Source organism: Robertkochia solimangrovi, assembly GCF_007279655.1.
In the GTDB taxonomy this organism is placed as follows: Bacteria; Bacteroidota; Bacteroidia; order Flavobacteriales; family Flavobacteriaceae; genus Robertkochia; species Robertkochia solimangrovi.
Map to the genome: position 1 here is coordinate 566,859 of NZ_QKWN01000002.1, position 23,842 is coordinate 590,700.

At 40.3% G+C, this 23,842-nt stretch carries 20 protein-coding genes; 15 read left to right on the forward strand and 5 right to left on the reverse strand.

All coding sequences use genetic code 11. The features are described from left to right. The first annotated feature begins 61 nt into the window (after positions 1-61). Entirely contained in the window at positions 62-1,297 is a 1,236-nt protein-coding gene (gene hutI, locus DMZ48_RS06400; RefSeq protein ID WP_143954282.1) for an imidazolonepropionase, read from the forward strand. Between the two features lie 95 nt (positions 1,298-1,392). On the opposite strand, the gene DMZ48_RS06405 is transcribed toward hutI, so the two are convergent. Beyond that, positions 1,393-3,120: a PorP/SprF family type IX secretion system membrane protein gene (locus DMZ48_RS06405; RefSeq protein WP_143954283.1), complete on the reverse strand. Its 1,728-nt coding sequence runs from the start codon at positions 3,118-3,120 to the stop codon at positions 1,393-1,395. A 22-nt stretch (positions 3,121-3,142) separates the two neighbouring features. Beyond that, positions 3,143-5,293 (reverse strand): Ig-like domain-containing protein, encoded by a 2,151-nt coding sequence (locus DMZ48_RS06410; protein WP_143954284.1) that lies wholly within the window; start codon positions 5,291-5,293, stop codon positions 3,143-3,145. A gap of 293 nt (positions 5,294-5,586) precedes the next feature. Here DMZ48_RS06410 and DMZ48_RS06415 point away from each other — a divergent pair, with 293 nt between their 5' ends. Continuing rightward, positions 5,587-6,117, forward strand: a complete 531-nt coding sequence (locus tag DMZ48_RS06415) for a SixA phosphatase family protein (RefSeq protein ID WP_143954285.1) — start codon at positions 5,587-5,589, stop codon at positions 6,115-6,117. Here the strand turns inward: DMZ48_RS06415 and DMZ48_RS06420 are convergent. Continuing rightward, positions 6,114-6,872, reverse strand: coding sequence for a DUF6503 family protein (locus tag DMZ48_RS06420; protein ID WP_143954286.1), 759 nt, complete (start codon positions 6,870-6,872; stop codon positions 6,114-6,116). The two genes, DMZ48_RS06415 and DMZ48_RS06420, sit on opposite strands and share 4 nt — an antisense overlap. A gap of 102 nt (positions 6,873-6,974) precedes the next feature. Between DMZ48_RS06420 and smpB the strand changes: the two genes are divergently transcribed. Next, a complete protein-coding gene (gene smpB / locus DMZ48_RS06425) occupies positions 6,975-7,436 on the forward strand; it encodes an SsrA-binding protein SmpB (protein ID WP_143954287.1) in 462 nt (153 codons plus the stop codon). Positions 7,437-7,444: 8 nt separating this feature from the next. On the opposite strand, the gene DMZ48_RS06430 is transcribed toward smpB, so the two are convergent. Continuing rightward, positions 7,445-8,086 (reverse strand): protein-L-isoaspartate(D-aspartate) O-methyltransferase, encoded by a 642-nt coding sequence (locus DMZ48_RS06430; RefSeq protein WP_143954288.1) that lies wholly within the window; start codon positions 8,084-8,086, stop codon positions 7,445-7,447. Between the two features lie 148 nt (positions 8,087-8,234). Between DMZ48_RS06430 and DMZ48_RS06435 the strand changes: the two genes are divergently transcribed. From DMZ48_RS06435 to DMZ48_RS06480, 10 genes are all read left to right on the forward strand, one after another. Continuing rightward, on the forward strand, positions 8,235-9,203 hold the full coding sequence (locus DMZ48_RS06435; protein WP_143954289.1) for a Gfo/Idh/MocA family protein: 969 nt from the start codon (positions 8,235-8,237) through the stop codon (positions 9,201-9,203). Positions 9,204-9,207: 4 nt separating this feature from the next. Continuing rightward, entirely contained in the window at positions 9,208-10,095 is an 888-nt protein-coding gene (locus tag DMZ48_RS06440; RefSeq protein WP_143954290.1) for a 3-hydroxyacyl-CoA dehydrogenase family protein, read from the forward strand. 30 nt (positions 10,096-10,125) lie between these two features. Further along, positions 10,126-11,340: a DUF1015 domain-containing protein gene (locus DMZ48_RS06445; protein ID WP_143954291.1), complete on the forward strand. Its 1,215-nt coding sequence runs from the start codon at positions 10,126-10,128 to the stop codon at positions 11,338-11,340. A gap of 4 nt (positions 11,341-11,344) precedes the next feature. Next, positions 11,345-12,016, forward strand: a complete 672-nt coding sequence (locus DMZ48_RS06450) for a YggS family pyridoxal phosphate-dependent enzyme (protein WP_143954292.1) — start codon at positions 11,345-11,347, stop codon at positions 12,014-12,016. Positions 12,017-12,029: 13 nt separating this feature from the next. Then, positions 12,030-13,391 (forward strand): exonuclease domain-containing protein, encoded by a 1,362-nt coding sequence (locus tag DMZ48_RS06455; RefSeq protein WP_143954293.1) that lies wholly within the window; start codon positions 12,030-12,032, stop codon positions 13,389-13,391. Positions 13,392-13,430: 39 nt separating this feature from the next. Then, positions 13,431-15,428 carry a DUF3857 domain-containing protein gene (locus DMZ48_RS06460; protein ID WP_143954294.1) on the forward strand — a complete coding sequence of 666 codons (1,998 nt, stop codon included), beginning with the start codon at positions 13,431-13,433 and terminating at the stop codon, positions 15,426-15,428. Then, on the forward strand, positions 15,415-16,254 hold the full coding sequence (locus DMZ48_RS06465; protein ID WP_143954295.1) for an ion transporter: 840 nt from the start codon (positions 15,415-15,417) through the stop codon (positions 16,252-16,254). Before DMZ48_RS06460 ends, DMZ48_RS06465 begins: the two co-directional genes overlap by 14 nt. Continuing rightward, the gene (gene miaA / locus DMZ48_RS06470) at positions 16,247-17,158 is read left to right on the forward strand and encodes a tRNA (adenosine(37)-N6)-dimethylallyltransferase MiaA (protein ID WP_143954296.1); all 912 of its coding nucleotides are present in this window, start codon (positions 16,247-16,249) and stop codon (positions 17,156-17,158) included. The genes DMZ48_RS06465 and miaA overlap by 8 nt, the downstream gene beginning before the upstream one ends. 100 nt (positions 17,159-17,258) lie before the next feature. Next, positions 17,259-19,148 carry an NADP-dependent phosphogluconate dehydrogenase gene (gndA, locus tag DMZ48_RS06475; protein WP_143954297.1) on the forward strand — a complete coding sequence of 630 codons (1,890 nt, stop codon included), beginning with the start codon at positions 17,259-17,261 and terminating at the stop codon, positions 19,146-19,148. 12 nt (positions 19,149-19,160) lie between these two features. Next, positions 19,161-20,507: a GntP family permease gene (locus tag DMZ48_RS06480; RefSeq protein WP_143954298.1), complete on the forward strand. Its 1,347-nt coding sequence runs from the start codon at positions 19,161-19,163 to the stop codon at positions 20,505-20,507. A 51-nt stretch (positions 20,508-20,558) separates the two neighbouring features. Here the strand turns inward: DMZ48_RS06480 and DMZ48_RS06485 are convergent, their stop codons facing one another. Next, entirely contained in the window at positions 20,559-21,461 is a 903-nt protein-coding gene (locus DMZ48_RS06485) for a synaptonemal complex protein 1 (protein ID WP_143954299.1), read from the reverse strand. A 131-nt stretch (positions 21,462-21,592) separates the two neighbouring features. Here DMZ48_RS06485 and DMZ48_RS06490 point away from each other — a divergent pair, with 131 nt between their 5' ends. Then, positions 21,593-22,609, forward strand: a complete 1,017-nt coding sequence (locus DMZ48_RS06490; RefSeq protein ID WP_143954300.1) for an arginase family protein — start codon at positions 21,593-21,595, stop codon at positions 22,607-22,609. A 470-nt stretch (positions 22,610-23,079) separates the two neighbouring features. After that, positions 23,080-23,823: an MBL fold metallo-hydrolase gene (locus DMZ48_RS06495; RefSeq protein WP_143954301.1), complete on the forward strand. Its 744-nt coding sequence runs from the start codon at positions 23,080-23,082 to the stop codon at positions 23,821-23,823. Positions 23,824-23,842 lie beyond the last annotated feature (19 nt).

Below are 23,842 nucleotides of genomic sequence, written 5' to 3' on the forward strand. Positions count from 1 at the left end.
TTACCGATAAAACAAGAGTAATCCTAAATGTTTTGATAACTTTATCCTCAAAATTTACCACATGAAAACCATATTCGTCAACATAAAAGAACTGCTTCAAATACGAGAACCGGGAACCGTTAAATTAAAGGGTGACGAGATGTCTATCCTGCCTGTACTTGAAAATGCATTTCTGCTTACCGAGGATGAAATGATCATCGATTTCGGAGAAATGCGCTATGCGGATCTTTCAGTTGCCGATACCGTGATCGACCTAAGTGGACGAACCGTATTACCCACTTGGTGTGACAGCCACACACACCTGGTATATGCCGGCAACCGGGAACAGGAATTTGTAGATCGCATCAACGGACTCTCCTACGAAGAAATAGCCAGTAAAGGTGGTGGAATCCTTAATTCAGCGAGAAAGCTCCAGGAAACCTCTGAATACGACTTATATGAACAGGCTCGCCTGCGATTGACAAATGTGATGAAAATGGGAACCGGAGCTATAGAGATAAAAAGCGGGTACGGTCTCACCCTGGAAGCTGAGTTGAAAATACTAAGGGTCATAAAACGCCTGAAAGAAGAATTTCCTGTAACGGTTAAAGCAACCTTTCTCGGAGCTCATGCAGTACCAGATGCGTTTAAAAATAACCGGGAAGGATATATCGATCATATCATCCGGGAAATGCTACCTGCCATCGCTGATGAAAAGCTGGCCGATTACGTCGATATTTTTTGTGAAAAAGGATATTTCACTGTGGAGAATATGGAAAAATTGCTCTCAGCCGCATCCGAATTCGGTTTACAGGGAAAGGTTCATGTCAACCAATTCAATATTATAGGTGCCATTTCCTCAGCTGTAACACACAAAGCTTTAAGTGTTGATCACCTTGAAGTTCTCGATGATGCAGATATCAGCGCTTTATCAGAATCGGAAACCATGCCGGTTGCATTACCACTATGCTCATTCTTCATCTCGATTCCTTATACGCCAGCGCGAAAGATCATTGAAGCTGGTCTACCACTGGCACTGGCAACAGATTTCAATCCTGGAACCGCTCCCAGTGGAAACATGAATCTGGTGGTAGCCACCGCCTGTATAAAAATGAAAATGACTCCGGAGGAAGCGATAAATGCAGCTACTATCAACGCCGCTTATGCCATGGGGATCTCCAGAACGCACGGAAGTATCACCAAAGGTAAATCCGCCAGTTTCATCATCACCAAAGAAATTCCTTCCTATGGGTACCTTCCCTATGATTTTGGTAACCTCAATATAGAAGATGTATATATAGCCGGAAAGAAGATCTAAACCGATACAAGTAAAAAAAAGGCCGACATAATGTCGGCCTTTTTCTTGCTGAAAAAATGTTAATCTCGATAGATCAACTTCCTTAGTGGGCTTGTCTATTTAACCCACAATACCCATTTATCGGCCGTATAACTTCCACTCAGGTTTGAGCGCTGTTCATTTTTGATCGCTACGTAGCTGGTAGATTTGCGAAGGTATACGTAATAATAATCATTTGCCGGATTTATGAAATATTCCGGAGTAAAGCCCCGGTGATCAAGATCCGTCATGAATTCTGTGAAATAGCTTTCCTGAGAAAAAACATTAACGATGAGATAAAAACCTTTTTCGATGCCTTCCGCAGCAGGAATGGTCTTATAACTACTGTCTTCTCCGAAGACTTCAAGAGTTACTGAATTCTTATCTCCTGTTTTTCCACTCAATGACTTTATTATAGAATCCGTTTCCTTAACAAAGGCTGCGGCGGCTTCCTCTTCTGTGAGCACTTGTTTTTGCTCAGGTGTAATCGTCGTGCCTGTAGTAGTCGTTGTCACCCCTGTTTCTTCTGAAGATGCCATAGCATGTTTATCGTCTGTAGCTTGCTTTTCTTTAGCTCCTGATACTCCCTCATTTGCCGCATCAACCACAACTGTAGTGGTATTATTCGTATTTGCTGCAGTTCCATCGTTGTTCACAGCAGTCTGACTCTTAGAATCTGAGCTATTGCCGCCTCCGCCAGCTACAGTATAACTGGTTGTACTCGTCTTTTCCGATCCTCCGACAATCGAATAGGAATCATTTGAGGTATCAGCCATATCTGCACTGTCATCTGTATCGTTCTCTGCAACGGCATTATTTACTTCCTCTTCTTTATTTTTAGCCTTAACGACCTTACCATTGGTCGGAATAGCATTCTTTCTCATTTTACGAGGTCCGAGATCGATGGTAGCAATCGCTTCCCAGGTAGACCCAAAGGCTTTATTTGTTTGAGAGCTTCCGTTCTCATAATTGATTCCGATACTGATACCATCACCAAGTTTTACGCCAATACCTCCACTGATACCATAAACATTATTATAACCAGCCATGATCCATCCATAATAAGGCATATCCACCATGGAATTGATCCCATACTGCATATCCTGTTCAGGTAAAGACTTCACATAAGTCAGCGTTCTCCAGTATCCATCTTCAAGCATACCGCCTGCCCATTTAAAAGGTTTGGTATAGGCCAGTTGTGAGGAATAGATCTTGTCGGAAAAATCGGTGACCTTATTCCCATCATTAAAATTGTAATCGATAAGGTTTTCCGCATAAACTCCCAGATCAAAACTCCCCAAAGTAAGATTCATACCCGGCATTAAAAGGAAAAGGAAATCATCCTGATTTTCCAGAATCAAGGGATCTGGTTCAGTAGGATTGATCGCATTTTTGTCAATCCCTCTGCGGAAAAGTGTCGTATTCAATCCAAATGTCAGCCTGGAATCAAGTCCTAACTGAACGCTATATGCATAGTTAAGGATCAACCCGGAATCTACGAGCAAACCTAAATTCTGTTGATAAAGACCAAGTCCTGCTCCAGAGTTTTCACTTACTTTACCTGAATAATTCAACAGGAAGGTCTGGGGGGAATTATCCACTCCTGTCCATTGCACACGGCTCCAGAAACTCACTGATTTCGAATCCTCCCTTACATAACTGTAAGCCGGATTCACCAGAAACTTATTATATCTGGTCAGGTTATGCTGACGCCAATCGACAATCGGACCGGTGTTTTCAACCTGTGCGGCAACGATTTGGGCAAGCCACACGAATAGTATAGCCAGTAGGTAGTTCTTAGCCATAAAGAATAGTTTAGTTCAGGTTTCAATTGATCAAAGTTATAGAACCTTTTTTAATATTCTTACCGCCTTTATTGATAAAATAATAGAAAATCGGTGAATTACCCTGGGTTCCCATCGATTGGGAAGGCCATGTGTTATCATAACTATTTGTCTTCAAAACAGTTGAACCATATGCATCACAGATCACAACTTCCAGCTCAGGATCGTTAAGAAATTTCTGAGGTAATTTCCATTTATCATTGATTGAATCGTTATTCGGACTGATTATGTTCGGAATGCTCGTTACATTATTCAATTGAGCTTCCACCGTTTTCACCACCTTACACTCTCCTACTCCTGCGGTTAAGGTATAAACCCCTTCAGTATCGATCATCAGGATCTCGGAAGTACTCAAAACATTTCCTTCTGCATCGGTCCATTCATATGAATCTCCGCCGGAAGCCCTTGCTTCAATGACACTACCTTCTGCGAAGGTGATAAAATTACCGGGATAGATGCTAATCAGATCATTAGATGCAGGTTCCAGTGCTACTGGTTCTGAGGATCTTTGACACCCAACTAATTCAGCAACCACTTCATAATTCCCTTCAACGGAAGTAAGCAGTGTATTTTCAAGAGAAGATTCTAACAATTCTCCATCTGCATACCAGTTATATATAGCATTTTCAATTGGAGTTGCTGTTAACACCGCGCTTTGCTGACATGACAGCTCACTGGTAATCTCCAAAGATACCATCGGTAGTCCGAGCATTACATCAACAGAATTGGAATCGTAGGTGTTTTCCTTGTACACTACTTCCAGCCAGTAAAGTCCATTAGCCTTATAATCCTGAAGATTCAGGGAAGATGTATGTGTTCCTAATGAGGCGGCATCCTTGTACCAGTTGAAGGTGAAATTATGAAAAAGTTCTTTTTCAACATTAATCTTATCTCCATTAGACAAGGTAGCTTTGAGATACTTCGTCACCAATTCGGTTGAGGTTGTTTCACAGTCAGTATAGCTACTATTAGAATTTACAGCCACTTCAAAGCTTACCGGCTCGTAAACATTAAATACTTGAGACTTCAGGGTTCCGGAACATGCATCGGATGTATAAACCTCAGCATAATAAGAACCACTTTCTGCTACTTCCAGCGACCGGGTATTGGTATTTGAGATCGGCTGATCATTTTTATACCAAAGCACCTCAGCATTCTGATCGTCAACACTGATTCCCAAAGTAGCGGTATTTTCACCCAGAATGACAGTATTCAGAGCTGTTGTGGTTTGTACAGCCACCGTTTTATTCTGAGATACCGTAACCGTTTCTGATTTAGTGGAACAACCTCCAACATTGGTAACTTTCACATAAAATTCTCCGTAGGTACCTGTCTTTGCATTCAGTTCCAAAGCAGGTGTATAATCTGCTAATCCAGCTATTAAGGTACCATTTTTATACCATTGATATTTATAAGTTGCATCATCCTCTGACGCTTCCAGTATAACCGTTGTATCGGCACAGGCAGAAATACTGTTTTCTCCCAATATACCTATTTCAAAAGAACCTGAAGTCTCCACTTCTACAATATTCGAGTAAACCGCACCGGTACAAGCACCAAGATAGGCTTCTGCGTAGTATTCCCCCCCTTCAGACACTGTTAATTCAGGTTCCTGTGTGGTAGTGAACTCCACACCATTCTTATACCAGATATAGGAATCCGAAACATCCATATCTAAACTGATCAGGGTTTCTGCATTGGAACAAAGGGTATAATTCTCATAGTTATTGAGTACCATTTCAACATTCGGAACAAAATAACCTGCAAAGCTTGTGGATGCTTCACTGGTCATTGCCGGTGAAGTTGACCGAAGTCGTATACTGTAATTATCTCCCGAGATGTCCTCAGGCATACTGAATTGACTGGTAAATGTAAACGAATAGTTTTCGTTGGTGATCGTTTTTAAACGCACTGCATTATCAAAACTTCCGTTCTTATCCGATAACTCTATATAAAATTCATTATCAGAATTGAATGGCTTCTCTGTAAAACTGAATTCAGCTTTAAAACTATTAAAGCCATCATTAACACATGCATAAGTGTAGGCAAGTTGAGGTTTTCCTATTTGCTGTCCGAAAGTCAGGCTTGTCAGCAATAAAAACAACACGGTCGTATTAATTTTTAGTGATTTCATAGGATGCAGATTTGGTGGCACTTAGTTGATTTTAATCTTTTTTAAAATTACCTTTTATCGGTTATTTAGGGCATTTAGTCGATATCGAATATAGCGAATGAATTTTAACATATCGTTTAAATCCTTATTTTTTCGACGAAATACACTTAAAATATTTGTATTTTTACTATTAACCATCAGAAATAACTTATAAAAATACTGGTAATAGCTAAATTTCAAGCATATACACTTCCTACAACAATAATTGTAAACTTGTAGTACAACAATTTCACGAAATCGTTAGATTTGAGATTATGAAAAACATCATCACCCTCGGTACTTTACTCCTCTTTACCATTTTACTTTCCTGTTCGGAAAGAAATGCTACCTCTGAAAAAACAAATTCTGAGAACACCACTATTATATATATGATCCGTCATGCCGAAAAGGATCGTTCCGATTCCGATAACCGTGATCCGGAACTTACCGAAGAAGGAAAATTACGCGCTCAGAAATGGAAAGATGTGTTCGAACACATAGCCTTGGATAAGGTGTTCAGTACCGAATACAAGAGAACGCAGGCTACCGCGTCTCCTACTGCAATGGCCAAAGGGTTGGACATTAAAAAAATAGATCCGTCAAACTGGAGCAAGGAAAACTTTCTTGAAGAAAACAAAGGGTTAAACGTTTTGGTCGTAGGACACAGCAATACGACTCCTGAAATGGTAAATCAACTTATCGGAAATTCAAATTTCCCGGAAATACCTGATCATGATAATTCGAGGTTGTATATCGTAACAATACTAGATGGTAAATCTGCTGTTACCGTGCTATCAATCGATTAACACCCACTGCAAGGGGACACTTGTACGTCCTGAAGCTCAATCTTAGACAAAAGCTTTAATTCCTGTTTTTCATACAGGCTGTCCAGACTGCTGACCGGAATGGAAAGATCATCTGTTTTGTAGTTCAGATAGTCAACAAAATCAACACCACCTACATTTCTTCGGTTGTAAGCCTCACGGAATCGCAGTCCACCCCCGTCGGTATTATAACCGTAAGCAAGATAATCTATCTTATTATTATTCTTGTTCACCCAATAAACGAAAGTATCTTCAAAATCCTTTCCACCGCCATCCTGATCAAACCAAACCTTAATTTTATAATAAGGAATTTCTGCAATAGTAACCTCACCGATCAGGCTTTTATTTACAGCTTTATCCTGGAGACCATAGGGCAATACAGCAAAATAATGAACTGAATTCACCGAATTGCTATACTTCACTACCATCGAATCCGGCAAAACAACCTTTTTCCCATCGATCTCTCTGAAAAATCCGTCATTATATAATACATCCCTTATAACAGTTCCTGAGGTGTCGGTTTGAAATCGCTCCAGGGTATACAACCCGTCCTTTCTGGTCGCAGTATACGATTTATCCCTAAAATCAAAAGTTATCGTTTTACCATTAAGTTCATTACTTCCAGTAGCTACAATACTGTTTTCAAGTATTTCAGCTGCATTTTGTTCACAAGATGTAAAGATTACAAGAAGAAAAAGTAAACTGCTAAATCCGGGGTATTTAATAAATTTTTTCATAGATTCTTAGGACCAATACTATATATTCATTTTAAAATTCCATTTCGGGAAATACAAAGATATAATTGCAATTCAATAAATGTTATTAATTTTGTGCTCCTTATGAAGAACAATGTTAACATAAAAAACAAACGTGCCCGCTTTGAATATGAGATCCTCGATACATATATCGCTGGAATTGTATTAGCCGGTACCGAAATAAAATCCTTACGAAACAGCAAAGCCTCTATTGCTGAGAGCTTTTGTGAGTTTAATGAAAAAGGAGAATTGTTCGTTATCAACATGACCATCGAGGAATATACACATGCATCTCACTTTAACCACAGACCTAAGAGTGAACGAAAATTGCTGTTAAACAAACAGGAGTTAAGAAAGTGGCATAAAGCGGTTAAAAATTCAGGAAACACAATCGTACCCCTACGTTTATTCATCAATGATCGGGGTCTCGCGAAAATGGAGGTTGCACTGGCCAAAGGTAAAAAGCTCTATGACAAACGGGATACCCTAAAGGATCGCGACAATAAACGTGACCTGGATCGGGTAAAAAAAGCCTTTAATAACTAACAGACTTCTTAGTTCTTATCTTCCAGTAACGGAACAAATCTGAAATCACCGAATTCCTTTCTTTCAAAGGATTTCCCTGAAGTTCTGGTAAAAAGGGTCATAACCTGTACATCGTCTCCGACCGGAATAACCAGCTTTCCTCCTATTTTCAGCTGCGCCAGTAATGGTTTAGGTACGAAAGGAGCGCCGGCAGTTACGATAATACCATCAAATGGAGCTTCCTCAGGCAACCCTTTATACCCATCACCAAAGATCATCTTTTTAGGTTTATAACCTAGTTTCGGAAGAAAAAGGTTGGTTCTTTTGAACAATTCCTTTTGGCGTTCAATGCTATATACCAAAGCTCCCTTTTCGATCAACATCGCAGTCTGATAACCGCTTCCAGTACCGATTTCCAGTATTTTATCTCCCTTTTTAACTTCTAAAAGTTCGGTTTGAAATGCTACGGTATACGGTTGTGAAATGGTCTGTCCGGCAGCAATCGGAAACGCTTTGTCCTGATAGGCATGGTCTTCAAAACTACTATCCATGAATAAATGGCGCGGAATCTTTCGGATGGCATCCAGAACACCCTTGTCTGCTATACCTTTAGCGGCAACGGTCTCTGCGAGCTTGTTTCGCATGCCCTGATGTTTAAAACTATCTTTCAACTGGTGGTCATTTAGGAGGTGTAAAATTAAAAAATATAACAAATAACTTCCACTAAATCGTGCAGAATAGTGACTCCGGAAAAAAACTATCCGCTATCAGTTGAAAGAATGGCATTATAAACCTATTTTTGTTAAAAACACTTATTTTATGCTAAAAGCAGGAGTTTTGGGTGCAGGCCATCTCGGCAAGATCCATTTGAGACTACTCAATCAATCTGATAAATATGAACTCGTCGGATTCTTTGATCCCGATGAGAAGAATGCCAAAAAAGTAGCCAAGGAATTCGGTTATAAATATTTTCAAACCATTGAAGAATTGATCGATGCTGTTGATGTCGTCGATATCGTAACTCCTACTCTTTCGCATTATGATTGCGCCATGGCTGCGATCCAAAAAGGGAAGCATATCTTTCTGGAAAAACCGATTACCAATACGGTAGAAGAAGCAGAAGCGATTATTCGATCTGCCACTGAAAAAGGAATCAAAGGACAGGTAGGACACGTAGAACGCTTTAATCCTGCCTTTATGTCGATTCGTGAGAAAGTGGAGAATCCAATGTTCATCGAAACCCACCGTTTGGCTGAATTCAACCCACGCGGTACCGATGTGCCGGTCATTCTCGACCTGATGATCCATGATATCGATATCATCCTTAGTGTTGTTCCTTCAAAAGTTAAAAGTGTCAATGCAAGCGGGGTGGCTGTGATCAGTAATTCACCCGACATCGCGAACGCAAGGATCGAATTCGAGAACGGATGTGTAGCCAACCTTACCGCAAGCCGAATATCGTTAAAGAATATGCGTAAATCCAGGTTCTTTCAAAAGGACGCCTATATTTCAGTCGATTTCCTGGAGAAAATGGTAGAAGTGGTCAAGATGAAGGATGCTCCCAAAAAACCGGACGAGTATGCGCTGATTCTTCAAAATGCTGAAGGAATTAAAAAACAGATCTATTTCGAAAATCCAAAAGTAGTACAGAACAATGCCATTCTTGATGAACTGGAGAGTTTTGCCGCAGCAATCGAAAACAATACAACACCTGCCGTTTCACTTGAACAAGGAACCGAAGCCTTACGGGTGGCCCTTATGATCGTCGAACAGGTAGAAAAAAAATAATCACATGAAAAATATCGCAGTTATCGGTGCGGGAACTATGGGTAACGGTATAGCACATACTTTCGCTCAGTTTGGTTTCTCGGTACGCCTGATTGATATTTCTGAGACATCGCTGGAAAAAGGTATTCAAACCATACAGATCAATCTGGACAGGATGATCAAAAAAGGAAGTATCGATGAAGCGGAAAAACAAACCGTATTAAGCAACATTAAAACCTTTACAGAGCTACGTTCCGGTGTTTCTGGTGCTGAACTCGTGGTAGAGGCCGCAACAGAAAATGAATCGCTTAAATTAAAGATATTTCAGCAACTGGATGAATATTGCGATCCGGACTCCATACTGGCGACCAATACTTCCTCAATATCTATCACTAAGATCGCTACCGCAGTGAAAAGACAGGATAAGGTCATCGGAATGCATTTCATGAACCCGGTACCGATCATGAAACTGGTTGAGGTTATCAGAGGATATAACACATCAGACGAAGTTATGGCTACAGTGATGGAACTATCAAAGTCCCTTGATAAGATTCCTGTAGCGGTTAATGATTATCCCGGTTTTGTTGCCAACCGAATTTTAATGCCGATGATCAACGAAGCCGTTGAAACACTCTACAATGGAGTAGCCGGTGTTCAGGAAATCGATACCGTGATGAAACTGGGTATGGCCCACCCAATGGGTCCTTTACAACTGGCAGATTTCATCGGACTCGATGTATGCCTTTCAATTCTCCAGGTTCTATATGATGGGTTCAAAAATCCTAAATATGCTCCCTGCCCTTTACTGGTGAATATGGTAACCGCCGGTAAACTTGGAGTAAAATCTGGTGAAGGCTTCTATGATTATTCTGAAAGCCGAAAAGCGGAAAAAGTTTCAGCGAGTTTTAGCTGAGATAAAAATGCAAATTTTTGAAACCACATCATGACCAGGATCCGTCCTTTTAAAGCTGTAAGACCTGAAAAAGATAAGGTGGCCTTAGTGGTTTCCCGATCTTATGAAGATTATTCAAGGGAAGAACTAGAAGCTACATTATCCTTTAATCCGTATTCCTTTCTTCATATCATTAATCCGGGGTACCGTTATCACCACGAACTTAACGGTAAACAAAGATTTAAAATGGTTAAGAACCGGTACCTGGAATTCCGTGAAGAACAGGTTTTGCGACAGGATGAAATTCCCGGATTCTATATTTACGAGATCTCTGACCGATTTACCAGAAGTTATGGAATTCTTGCTGCGGCAAGTATTGACGATTATCGTAATGATGTCATCAAAAAACATGAATCAACGCTCCATGAAAGAGAAGTGTTGTTTAAGAACTATCTGAAAACTGTTGGTTTCAATGCTGAACCTGTACTCCTCGCCTATCCCGATAACGAAAGCATCGATCACCTGGTCGATGAGGTAATGGTTGCTGAACCCGAATATAACTTCTCGACGAATGACAGGATACAGCACAAATTATGGAGGATCTATGATGAAGAACGTATCCGTAAGATCGAAAATGCCTTTAACAAAGTTGAAAGTATGTATATCGCAGACGGTCACCACAGGTCGGCATCTTCATGCCTTCTGGAACAAGAAATGAGTGGAGAGTCTCCGGGTTTTGGCTACTTCATGAGCTACCTGATCCCTGAATCACAATTACGTATCAGTGATTTTAACCGAATGGTAAAAGACCTCAACGGACTCACTCCGGAAGAATTTCTGATCAAACTGGATGAACATTTCAGAATTGAAAACCGGGGAATCACCTATTATCATCCAACCAAACCACATCATTTCTGTATGTATCTGGATGGTAATTTTTATAGTCTCTATCTCCGGAAAACCTATGAATTCAGCGATGAACTGAGTAAATTGGATGCACAAATCCTGATCAAGACCATCCTTGAGCCTATTTTGGGAATCGGTGACCTGAGATCGGATAAAAGGATCGCATATGGTTGTGGTAAAGACAATGTCATTCGGATGAAAGATCAGATCGATAATGGAAAGTACAGCGTAGGTTTCAACCTGTTCCCAGTAACCATAGACCAATTAAAGGCCATCGCGGATGACGGACTAACCATGCCTCCTAAAACCACGTATATAGAACCAAAATTGAAAAGCGGACTCACCATTTACGAATTTTAAGACTATGAGCATCAAAGAAAATCTAAATCATATCAAGAGTTCATTACCTGAAAATGTCACGCTGGTTGCCGTTTCCAAAACCAAGCCTGATGCAGCGATCTTGGAAGCTTACGAAGCCGGACAACGAATTTTTGGTGAAAATAAGATCCAGGAAATGACAACCAAATGGGAAAATCTCCCAAAAGATATCCAATGGCATATGATTGGACATGTTCAACGTAACAAAGTGAAGTACATGGCCCCTTTTGTCAACCTGATACACGGGATAGACAGTTTTCGCTTGTTAAAAGAAGTCGATAAGCAGGCACAAAAGCATGACCGTGTTATTGATTGCCTCCTTCAGATCCATATTGCAAGGGAAGAAAGCAAGTTCGGTTTTGATGAAGCTGAACTGATGGCGCTGCTATCCGGTAAAGAAATCAAAGATTTAAAACATATACGAATTGTAGGTTTGATGGGGATGGCTACCTTTACAGAGAACAAACAGACCATCATCGAAGAATTTACAGGATTAAAGGTTCTTTTTGATCGTATAGCTGAAACATATTCCGATGAAAGGATACAAATGAATACACTTTCCATGGGTATGAGTGGTGATTATAAGATCGCGGTAGCGCATGGCAGTAACATGGTTAGGATAGGAAGTAGTATTTTCGGCGACAGAATATATAATTAAGAAAGAAAACGAATTGTACGCAATACTTGACATAGAAACCACAGGAGGTAAATATAACGAAGAAGGTATTACTGAAGTCGCTATATATCGCTTTGACAGCAGAATGGTCATCGATCAGTTCATCAGTCTTGTCAACCCTGAAAAGGAGATTCAACCCTTCGTCGTAAAGCTTACCGGTATCAATAATAAGATGCTGGTGAATGCTCCGAAATTCTATGAAGTCGCAAAAAGAATTATCGAGATAACCGAAGATTGTACCCTAGTGGCTCACAATGCTCAATTCGATTACCGGATTCTGAAAACAGAATTCAGCAGACTCGGTTATGAATACAATCGCAGATCGCTTTGTACCGTTGAACTCTCGCAAAAACTATTACCGGAACAACCTTCCTATAGTCTTGGTAAATTGGTGCGTTCCCTTGGAATTCCGGTAAGTGACCGTCACCGGGCCAATGGTGATGCCATGGCCACGTTGAAACTGTTCAAGATTCTCCTGGCTAAGGATTCCGGTAAAACAATCATCCAGGATACTATTCGCACAGCAAGTACAGGAATACTCGCCCCACGCTTACTCGATATCGTTGAACGCATTCCTTCGGAAACCGGCGTTTATTATTTTCATAATGATGATGGTAAGATCATTCATATCGGCAGAAGTCGTAATATGAAAAAAAGCGTGAATGATATTTTTACCAAATTAAACTCCTATGCACGTAACCTTCAAAAGGAGGTAAAAGCTGTGACTTATGATCTTACCGGTAACGAATTGATCGCTAAACTCAAGGAGTTAGAGGAGATCCGCATCAACCGTCCTAAGTTTAACCGTCGCAATAAGAAGCAGGCTCCTCAATTTGCAATCTATGACAATTATTCAGTTAAAGGATATCGCGAATTGAAGATCGGAGATTTTAACCCCAGAGAAAAAGCCCTTTACCACTTTCGAACATTACAGGAAGCGGGTAATTTTATGCACCGGATCAATGATGAATTCAATTTGTGCGATAAGCTCAACGGCCTATCAGAAGCAAAAGAACAATGTTATAATGAAACCATAGGTGAATGTCACGGAGCCTGTATCGGCCGGGAAGCACCTGAAACTTATAATAAAAGGGTTTCAGAAGCGATTGAACGGTATAGCCTTACTACAATGAATGCCGTCATAACCGATAGTGGTAGAGATATTGATGAAAAGGGAATCATCGTTTTGAAAGAAGGAAAATTACAGGGGTATGGCTATATTAATCTTCAGTTCCAAATTACTAAACAAGAGATAGTTAACTCCATAATCACTCCTTTACCGTCGAATCCGGCTACACAATATTTAATCGAATCCTACATCCGGAAGCGAAAAAACCTTATCTTGAAACCGCTTTAGGAAACTCTGAAGCGTCTTTAAAAATACCTAAATACTACTATGAAAAATTCTATTGGCATGTTGCTGATGCTTTGTTTGTATATACATACAGCAACAGCACAGGAATCGAAATTTACTTTTGGTGTGGTTTCACCAGAGGATCTGAAAATGATGTCTTACGAAAAGGATACTACCGCAAATGCACTTATCCTTTACGAACGTGGTGACGCTTCCATCAAAAAGGATCAGTACGACCACTTACAACTATTTTATACGTATACCGTTCGTATAAAAATATTTAATGATAAAGCATTTGATGAAGCAGATATTGAAATCCCTCTTCACAAATCTTTAGAGAGCAAGAGTAAGGAGAAATTTGTAGAAGCACAGGCTATAGCCATCAATCCGGACCGATCGGTAAGTCGTCTCAGCAAGAATGATATCTATACCGAAAATTATTCCCCTTCCACAGATCTGGTTAAATTCACGATCCCCAACATTACTGAGGGAACAATCATCGATTATACCTATACGACCAAATCACCTTTTTTCTTCAATTTCGTACCCTGGTTCTTCCAGTCCCATTTGCCGAAACTACATAGTGAATATCATACTTCCATCCCTGGAAATTATGTATACAATATCAAATTCGTAGGTCCTTTGGCCTTATCCGATAAAAATGAAAAGCTGGTAGATGACTGCCTGTATTATCAGGGGGTTGGAAGTGCTCAATGTGTTGCCAGTGATTATGTCATCAATGACATCCCGGCCTTCAAATCAGAAGATTATATGATCTCCAAATATAATTATATCTCATCTTTGATCTATGAACTAAAGCAGGTTCACAACTTTGACGGTTCCAAAACCGGATTTACAAGATCATGGAAGGATGCCGATAAGGAATTCAAAACAGATGATATAGGCCGCCAATCAAAGAAAGACGGGTATTTCAAAAAGTTGATTCCGGATACTATGGCTAAATCCCCTTCAGATCTTAATACCGCGAAAGAACTCTATTACTGGTTACAAAAAGAATTGACCTCTACAGGGGTAGACGGACTTTTCCGTAATGCCGATGTAAAGGATGTATTTGAAAATAAAGCGGGAACCAATACCGAATTGAATCTGATCCTTTTAAATTTCCTGAAAGCTAAAGGGTATGAAGCTAACATAATGCTTTTGGCAGACCGAAAAAGAAATCTACCCACCAAATTATACCCGGTAATATCGGAATTCAACGCCATGGTCGTTAAATTAGATCTGGATGAAAAATCCTATCTGCTCGATGTTTCAGACAAATCACTTCAATTCGGATTCATCAAATTTGAACACCTTAACGGGTATGGGAGAGTAATGGATTTCGACAAGGGAAGTTATTGGTATGATATCGATACCAAAGACATGTATTCCGTATGGAATATGCAGATCTACTTCAACCTTTCCGAAGATGTGGCAAAGGTACGTGAAGTGACTAAAGGCTATTTTTCTGCCGATAAACGCAGTGAACTAAAAAACAAGGATCTCGAAAATTATTTGGAAAAGATCGAAAACGATTATGACAAGAATAGTAATGCAGTTGTAGAGAATTATTCTCATAAAAATATCGATAATCCGGAAGGCCCGGTCAGCGAACAATATGACCTTGTGATAAATTTTGATAGTGATGAAATATATCTGGATCCTTTCATCCAGAAAATATTCTTTACCAACCCCTTCAAACTGGAAGATCGTACCTATCCGGTAGATTTTGGGTTTCCTTTTAATTATCAATACAATATCATCATAGATCCGGGAGACGAATATGAGATCGTTTCCTACCCGGATGACAAAAGTTTTACAATAGATGGTCTTGGAGTGACCTACAATTATAACTGGAAAGTGTTGAGCAACCAACTTCATCTCGTGATGAACCTCGAAGTTCTTTCTTCGTATTTTCCTACGAAATATTACCAAACTCTTAAAAAATTAATGAACGATGTTGTAATTTTACAAAACAAACAACCGGTTCATCTCAAGAGAAAAACTGGTATTACAACTGAATCCACTGAAGGAAACTAAGGAGCATAAAAGAGACTGGCGGTATCGCCTGCATGAGGTCATTTACGAAGCAGACACTCCTGCAGGTAAAACATTTGATATCATTCTAATCATTATTATCCTTGCCAGTATCCTATTGGTTATGTTGGAAAGTGTTCGCACTTTCGATGCAAAATATCACCAGCAATTACTTGTAGCAGAATGGATCATCACCCTTCTGTTCACAGTAGAATATATCGCCAGGATCATCTGTATAAGACGCCCCTGGCGATATATATTTAGTCCGTATGGTATCATCGATCTGTTGGCCACTATCCCGCTCTATCTCTCTTATATTATTGCAGGATCACAGATGTTACTAGCCTTAAGGGCACTTCGATTATTAAGAATATTCAGAATTCTCAAACTGGCTCGTTACCTGGGGGAGGCTTCTCAGCTCAAAAGAGCCATAGCGGCAAGCCGTGTGAAGATATTCGTTTTCATTTACACCGTTCTGATTCTTTCGGTCATTATGGGTACGATCATGTATCTTATCGAGGGTAGTGAAGCTGGCTTCACGTCAATTCCCAGAAGTATCTATTGGACCATTGTAACACTTACCACAGTTGGGTATGGAGATATCGCACCCCAAACCGATCTCGGTCAGGTGATCGCAGCTTTCGTTATGATCATCGGTTATGGCATCATCGCCGTACCTACGGGAATTGTAACTTCAGAGTTCACGAAACAACGCAGAATGCTGGATAAAACCCACAGTAACACTCAGGTTTGCAGAAACTGTAATGCGGATGTACATCTTGAAGGAGCAAAATATTGTCATAAATGCGGATCTTTGCTAAATGAATAAAAAAACGCTGATCACCATCTTAGGACCCACTGCGATCGGAAAAACCTCCACAGGTATTGCGTTTGCCAAACATTATAAAACAGATATTCTTTCTTCAGATTCCCGCCAGTTCTTTAAAGAAATGACAATTGGCACGGCAGTACCGGATCCTGAGGAACTGGCCGCAGCAAAACATCATTTCATACAGCATATCAGTATTCATGACAACTATACCGTAGGAGACTTTGAGTCTGAAGCTATCTCACTGCTCGAAGAGCTCTTTCAGAAACATGATACTGTAATCATGGTTGGAGGTAGCGGACTCTACAATGATGCCGTGATCAACGGACTTGATGAATTTCCCGAAGTTCCTGAATCTATCAGAAAGGATTTAAATAAGGAATTGGAATCTGAAGGCATACGAGCACTTCAACGAAAGTTAAAAGTACTGGATCCTGAATATTTTGAAAAAGTCGATATTCAAAATCCGCATCGTATCATAAGAGCCATAGAGGTTTCATTAGCTTCAGGGCAACCTTATTCTACCTTCCTGAATCGCAAAAAGCCACCTAGAGAATTCAGTGTTATTAAAATAGGATTAATGGCTGATCGTGAGATCATTTACGATAGGATCAACCGTCGGGTAGATATCATGATGAAACAAGGTTTGCTAAATGAGGCTGAAGGTTTGTTTCCCTTTAAAGACCTGAATGCACTTCAAACAGTTGGGTATCGTGAGCTGTTTCAATATATGGCTGGTGATTTTTCACTTGACCACGCAATTTCAGAGATCAAAAAGAACAGTCGTAGATTTGCAAAGCGTCAACTTACCTGGCTTCGAAAAGATGATAGCATACACTGGGTAGCCTATGACAGTCCACTTGAGGAAATACTGAAATTATCCGATAGTCTCATACAACAGTAGTATCGAAGTTTTCCCTGATAAAGCTTTTACTTTAAATTCGGTTTTTACCACAATCACTCATTTTTATTATCTTAGAAGGAATCAAAGCATAAAGAAGCCTATGCGTCCTCTTGCCATTTTTGTGATGGGGGTTTCCGGATCCGGAAAAACTACCATTGGTAAATTACTTTCAGAAAGAACGGGAATACCTTTTTTAGATGGAGACGATTTTCATCCTCAAAGCAATATCAGAAAAATGGCCTCGGGAATTCCTCTGGAAGATGCCGATCGTAAAGACTGGCTTCAAAGGATCAATCGCGAATGTCAAAAATACATAGCGGCTAATCGATCGGTTATCATGGCTTGTTCTGCACTTAAGCAGCAATACAGAACTATATTGGCTAGGGAAATACAAGAGAATGTAAAATTTGTTTTTTTGAATGGTGATCTCCAAACCATCGCATCTCGCCTGACTTCCAGACCAGGGCATTTTATGCCAGCTTCATTACTGAATTCTCAGTTTTCAATCCTGGAAAACCCTGAAAATGCGATCGAGGTAAATATTACGAATTCTCCGGAAATCATTGTTCAGGAATTAGAAGAGCAACTTATGAAAAAATCAGATATTGGAATTATCGGACTTGGAGTAATGGGGAAAAGCCTGTGCCGGAATCTCGCAGCCAAAGGCTTTCGAGTTTCGATGTTTAACCGGTATGTTAAGGCAAAAGAAGAAAATGTTGCCATTGATTTCAAGTCTGAACATGAGGAACTAAAGGAAGCCTTAGCTTTCGAAGATCTGAAACAATTTACGGAATCACTACAATCCCCTGCCCGTATTCTGATTATGATCAGTGCCGGAAAAGCCGTAGATCTGGTTGTACAGGAATTAATTCCTTTACTGGATAAAGGGAGTGTATTGATCGATGGTGGTAATTCTCATTATACAGATACCAACAGAAGGTTCCAGGAACTGGTAAAATACGGAATAGACTTTATCGGCTGTGGTATTTCTGGTGGTGAAGCCGGTGCTTTGTCAGGCCCTTCACTTATGCCCGGTGGCACAAACCATGCTTATCTCAAGGTACAGGCCCCTTTAGAGGCAATGGCAGCGCTGGATAATCATGGAAAACCCTGTTGCTCTTTAATCGGACCTGAAGGTAGTGGTCACTTTGTAAAAATGGTCCATAATGGAATTGAATATGCCGAAATGCAATTGCTTGCCGAATTGTATCATCTTCATAAATCTGCCGGCCTTAACAATGCGGAGATTGCAACCCTATTAAAAACGAAACTTTCAAGCGAACACAACAGTTATCTGCTTGAGATCACCCTGAAGATTCTGAATCACAAAGAAGGGAATCATTTCTTGCTGGATTTAATTCTGGACAAAGCCTCCAATAAAGGCACCGGAAACTGGGCGACGATCGCTGCGAGTGAATTAGGTGTGCCGGCAACTATGATCAGTGAGGCTCTCTTCGCACGCTATGTATCCTCCCTCAAAGCAGCACGAATCGATCTTTCAAATCGAATATTCCCGGAAAAACCAAAACAGGATGCAGATCTGTCATCCTCCTATAACGGTTATAAACTTGCCAGAATCTTAAACCATGTACAAGGATTCGAATTACTAAGAACTGCATCCGATCAATACAACTGGAACCTGAATACCGCAGAGATAGCCAGGATATGGACAAATGGGTGTATCATACGTTCTGATCTTATGGATACAGTAACGGTGACCTTAAAGAATGAGCCGAGATTATTGTACGCAGAAGACATAACCAACCGTATCGCTGAATACAAAAAGTCGCTACAGTCAACTTGCAAACTAGGGATCGATCTCCAGGTACCTCTGCCTTGCCATAGTGCTGCCCTGAACTATTTATATGGAATGACTACCAAAAATTTACCGGCAAATCTAATACAGGCACAACGGGATTATTTCGGGGCGCATACGTACTTGCGAATCGATGACCCGGAACAGAAACCTGTACATACATTATGGTACTAAATCTATACATCTATGATTGATTATCAGCTGCTTTTTGCCGTACTATGCGGTATTACCATCCTACTCCTTCTAATTATAAAATTTCGGTTTCATGCATTTCTGGCGTTGATGCTGGCTGGGATTGTCGTGGGATTGATTGCAGGAATGGATTCTAAATCGATCATCCTGACTATCCAGGAAGGAATGGGAAGTACACTGGGTTTTGTGGCAACTGTGGTCGGCCTTGGAGCGATGTTTGGAGCCATTCTTGAAAGTTCAGGAGGAGCCAGAGTTATCGCCGATCATTTCATACAAAAGTTAGGCGTTAAAAATGCTTCGCTCGCTATGGTATTATCGGGATTTATAATAGCGATTCCGGTATTCTTTGAGGTAGGATTCATTCTGATGGTTCCCGTGATCTACGCTATTCAAAAACGGACAGGTAAATCACTGCTTTTATATGCCATTCCACTGCTGTCAGGTCTTGCTGTCACTCATGCTTTTATTCCTCCGACACCCGGCCCGATTGCAGTAGCCGACATCATTGGCGTCGATCTGGGTACCGTTATCATTACCGGGTTAATCGCCGGGATTCCGGCGGCCCTATTGAGCGGTTTATACTTTGGAAAATATATCGGGAAAAAGATCATGATTGAAGTACCTTTTGAAATGAAAGCGGAAAAAGAAATCGACAATGGTACACTACCCGGATTCGGAATCGTAGCTTCGATCATTCTAATTCCTATGCTGCTAATCCTTGGAAATACATTTGTGAGCAGCGGACTGTTATCAGGGGTGCCTAAATTTCTTATTGATTTTCTTGATATTGCAGGTCATCCGTTCGGCGCCTTGATCATTGCAAATCTCATCGCTTGGTATGCCCTTGGTATCCGACGAAAATTCACGGCTAAACAATTGTTAGATATTACTTCGCAAGCTATGGCACCGGCCGGTCTCATTATACTGATCACTGGTGCTGGTGGGGTATTCAAACAATTCCTTATGAATACCGGCGCCGGAAAAATGCTTGCTGAAACATTGGCCGAGAGTGGATTTCCTATCGTTCTGTTCGCATTTATAATCGCTGCACTGGTGCGAGTGATCCAGGGCTCCGCGACCGTTGCCATGATCACAGCTGCCGGTATGGTTGCCCCAATTATTGAACCCGGAAGCATCTCGGCTTTCGGACTTGGATGCCTTGTAACTTCAATAGCTTCCGGAGCTTCCATTTTTTCACATGTAAACGATAGCGGATTCTGGTTGGTAAGCCAATATCTGGGCTTAACGGAGAAGCAGACTTTCGCATCCTGGAGTATGATGACTGTGATTCTGGCGATTACCGGACTAATCGCCTCTTTTCTGATGTTCTTATGGGCTTAAACAAAAAAAACACCGCAATTGCGGTGTTTCCTTTATCTATTTCACGAATTATTATTTCAATTCAAACTGAGCTGAACCTAATTCATTAAGGTTTTGATCATAAACTACAACCGTATAATTTCCTTCAGGGAAATCAGAACCCGGTTTGTTGATAAAGTCACATACATCCAGAACGGAGTTCTCATAGTAGAAACTTGAAGCCTTACTATAGGTAATGCTAACTGCCTCTGCTTCATCGGTAGCCTCTTTTGCAGCAACAGCACGCTCTCCCATAATGGTTCCGGAAGGATCAGAAACCTGAATGTAAAATTGTTTTGCACCCGGCTTCGCAATTCTGTTAGATGCTACAGTATAACAAATTCTTATCTTATCAGCTCTTCTGTTATTGGTTACGGTAACAAGTTTTCCACTGCTACGTTCTTTCACTGCTTCTACAGTAAATTTACTTAGTCCAAGAGCTGAACCACTCTCTACAACTTTAGCAAGCTGTGTGTTCTGTACCAATAAAGAATCGGTGAACATCGATTGTTCTTCCAAAGCAACTTTAGTACTATCGATCTCCATAGCAAGAAGCGTGTTCGACGTTCTTAGGGAATCATTCTGTGCAAGCAGGTATTCTCTTTCCTTGGTCAATTGACGAACTTGTCTTCTATATCTTGACAAGGCATCGATATCCGCTCTCATCGTCTTCACAGAATCAATGTAAGTAGCGATTTTATTTCTTGCTTCTACCAATTCTGCATTAGCGGCTTCACTATCAGAGATAGCACGATCATAATCTGATTTCAGATTATTGAGATCTTCAATTACCAAATCCTTTTCGCGATTAAGCTTTTTAGTGGTTTCCTGCTTATCACCATAAAGGGTGATCGTATAGATCAAAAGACCCACAAAGGCTACACCGAGTAGTCCTGCGATCACTTTTAAACTGTTATTACTTTTTGTCTCAGTCATAATTTGTTATTTATATTAATTTGGGTATCACAATTTAAACAAACTTTTTTAAATTGGCCTACGGTATTATATACGAGCGAAAACTATTTTTAGATTATTTTCGCATGCATTTAACAATAATTTAAATACAAATGCCCTCATTATTAACCACTTACACATTAAAGTCTGTACTTTCTCTGACAGAAAGCAAATCGGGAGAAAAAAAATTAGGGGAAATAGTGGAATTATTGAACCCTGATGACTCGTTGGAACACACTCTTGCTGATTCTCAGGCAAAATATGTGATGTTTGGTATCCCCGAGGATCTCGGCATTTTGGCTAACGAAGGTACAGAAGGCTCCAGAAATACCTGGGAAGCCACACTTAAGGCATTTGTAAACCTTCAGGGCAACAGTTTTATCAAGGCCCCCAAGGTACTTTTACTAGGCCATATGAATCTCAAAAAATACCTGGATGAGATCGATGCTCTCGATGGTAAGGATAAAACCGATGCCGCAGCAGACCTTACGGTCCAGCTGGATAAAGAAGTTACAAACTTGGTACACCAGATCGTTGCCAGCGGTAAAAAGCCAATCATCATCGGTGGTGGCCAGAATAATTCTTATGGTATCATCAAGGGTTCTTCCCTTGCTATGGGTGGCGCAATAAACGCGATTAATATCTCTCCGGTCGCCGGATTCAGAAAAAGAAATCATCGACATCATAAGAATGGATTCTCATATGCCTTTTATGAAGGTTTTCTCAACAGATATGCCTTATTCGGTATGCAGGAGAATCATGTTCCTAAAAAGGTGATCAAAAGGATTAAAAATGAAGATCGGATAAAAATCACAACGTATGAGGATCTTTTTATTCGAAGAGAGAAAGGTTTCGACTATGAGCTACTGGACATGACCGATTTCATCAAACCGAATGCCTTCGGGGTGGAGATAGCATTTAATGTTATCCCGATCGCTTCCCTTACCTCAAAGGCTGTTTCAGGATTTGATCTGGATACCGTTCGACACATGGTCTATAAGTTGTCTAAACCCAAAAATGCTATATATCTGCATATATCAGAAGCTCCTATCGATACAAATGATCAGATTTCTGCGGAAAGAACCGGGAATGCGATTGCAACCCTGATCTCTGATTTCATCAGAAAATAGCCGGTATCAAAAACAAAAAGAGGTAATACGTCGAAATTACATACAAAAAATACTACATTTTCAATACTAAATACCTGAATATTCGACTAAAATGCTATATTTGAAGGTAAAGAAACCCAAATTTTACCTAAATCTACTACCAATGATAACGCTAATTCAGGAAATAAACGTCCTTAGAATTACTTCATTGCTCTCTACAGGATTCATTATATGCCTTGTTATCCTGGGTGTTGCACTGTATCGCAATTTGAAGTTAAAAGCTGAAAACAATAAGCTCAAGGCTCGTTTAAGTACCACTGCAAAAATTTAAATCGGAACTTTCCATTTTACATCTTAATGGGATGTAAGAATCACCTGGTCAGTATTATTCTGTATTTTCAATAAAATACACGTCTTACCGTACCAAACATTTTCTTCTCCAGATTATAAGGTCGATCATTTTTCGTACTTTTAAGATAAAACGTTCCATTATGAAAATCATTTTACATTTATCGCTATTACTGATCTGTATTGGATTAAAGGCACAAATCGCTGAAGGTGATAAGATCGGTGACTTGCATATACAGCCTGTTTATCATGGTTCTCTGGCTCTCGAGTATTCCGGCAAGAGTATCTATATCGATCCGTATGGAGGGGCTGCCCTCTATGAATCACTGCCATCACCCGACATAATTCTTATCACAGACATTCACGGAGATCATTACGATACAGCGACATTGGAGGCTATCGATCCTGAAAATTCATTGATCATTGCGCCAAAAGCAGTCTATGATAAGATGAATGATACGATGAAAGAACAAACGGTAGTACTCAATAATGGCGATTCAAAAGACGCTGAAGGTATTACTATAAAAGCCATCCCCATGTATAATCTTCCGGAAGCGGATGATGCACCTCATGTAAAAGGACGCGGAAATGGTTATGTGTTAACCTTAGGGAAAACCACTGTCTATATAAGTGGTGACACAGAAGGTATTCCTGAAATGAGAAACCTGAAGGGTATCGATATAGCCTTTGTTTGCATGAACCTTCCCTATACGATGGATGTCGATCAGGCGGCTGATGCCGTACTTGAATTCAAGCCTGGAATTGTCTATCCCTATCATTATCGCGGGAGACCGGATATGAGTGATGTAGCGACCTTTAAAAAAATAGTCAATGACAACGACCCAAACATCGAGGTCCGTTTGAAAGATTGGTATCCAAAATCTTAAATAAAAAAAGCCGTGACTG

What these genes read in the sequence shown, in the direction of transcription:
- hutI (WP_143954282.1), top strand. Translation starts at nt 62, where the DNA reads ATGAAAACCATATTCGTCAACATAAAAGAACTGCTTCAAATACGAGAA.
- DMZ48_RS06435 (WP_143954289.1), top strand. Translation starts at nt 8,235, where the DNA reads ATGCTAAAAGCAGGAGTTTTGGGTGCAGGCCATCTCGGCAAGATCCAT.
- DMZ48_RS06485 (WP_143954299.1), bottom strand. Translation starts at nt 21,461, where the DNA reads ATGACTGAGACAAAAAGTAATAACAGTTTAAAAGTGATCGCAGGACTA.
- DMZ48_RS06460 (WP_143954294.1), top strand. Translation starts at nt 13,431, where the DNA reads ATGAAAAATTCTATTGGCATGTTGCTGATGCTTTGTTTGTATATACAT.
- DMZ48_RS06490 (WP_143954300.1), top strand. Translation starts at nt 21,593, where the DNA reads ATGCCCTCATTATTAACCACTTACACATTAAAGTCTGTACTTTCTCTG.
- miaA (WP_143954296.1), top strand. Translation starts at nt 16,247, where the DNA reads ATGAATAAAAAAACGCTGATCACCATCTTAGGACCCACTGCGATCGGA.
- DMZ48_RS06410 (WP_143954284.1), bottom strand. Translation starts at nt 5,293, where the DNA reads ATGAAATCACTAAAAATTAATACGACCGTGTTGTTTTTATTGCTGACA.
- gndA (WP_143954297.1), top strand. Translation starts at nt 17,259, where the DNA reads ATGCGTCCTCTTGCCATTTTTGTGATGGGGGTTTCCGGATCCGGAAAA.
- DMZ48_RS06445 (WP_143954291.1), top strand. Translation starts at nt 10,126, where the DNA reads ATGACCAGGATCCGTCCTTTTAAAGCTGTAAGACCTGAAAAAGATAAG.
- DMZ48_RS06420 (WP_143954286.1), bottom strand. Translation starts at nt 6,872, where the DNA reads ATGAAAAAATTTATTAAATACCCCGGATTTAGCAGTTTACTTTTTCTT.
- DMZ48_RS06450 (WP_143954292.1), top strand. Translation starts at nt 11,345, where the DNA reads ATGAGCATCAAAGAAAATCTAAATCATATCAAGAGTTCATTACCTGAA.
- DMZ48_RS06405 (WP_143954283.1), bottom strand. Translation starts at nt 3,120, where the DNA reads ATGGCTAAGAACTACCTACTGGCTATACTATTCGTGTGGCTTGCCCAA.
- DMZ48_RS06495 (WP_143954301.1), top strand. Translation starts at nt 23,080, where the DNA reads ATGAAAATCATTTTACATTTATCGCTATTACTGATCTGTATTGGATTA.
- smpB (WP_143954287.1), top strand. Translation starts at nt 6,975, where the DNA reads ATGAAGAACAATGTTAACATAAAAAACAAACGTGCCCGCTTTGAATAT.
- DMZ48_RS06415 (WP_143954285.1), top strand. Translation starts at nt 5,587, where the DNA reads ATGAAAAACATCATCACCCTCGGTACTTTACTCCTCTTTACCATTTTA.
- DMZ48_RS06440 (WP_143954290.1), top strand. Translation starts at nt 9,208, where the DNA reads ATGAAAAATATCGCAGTTATCGGTGCGGGAACTATGGGTAACGGTATA.
- DMZ48_RS06480 (WP_143954298.1), top strand. Translation starts at nt 19,161, where the DNA reads ATGATTGATTATCAGCTGCTTTTTGCCGTACTATGCGGTATTACCATC.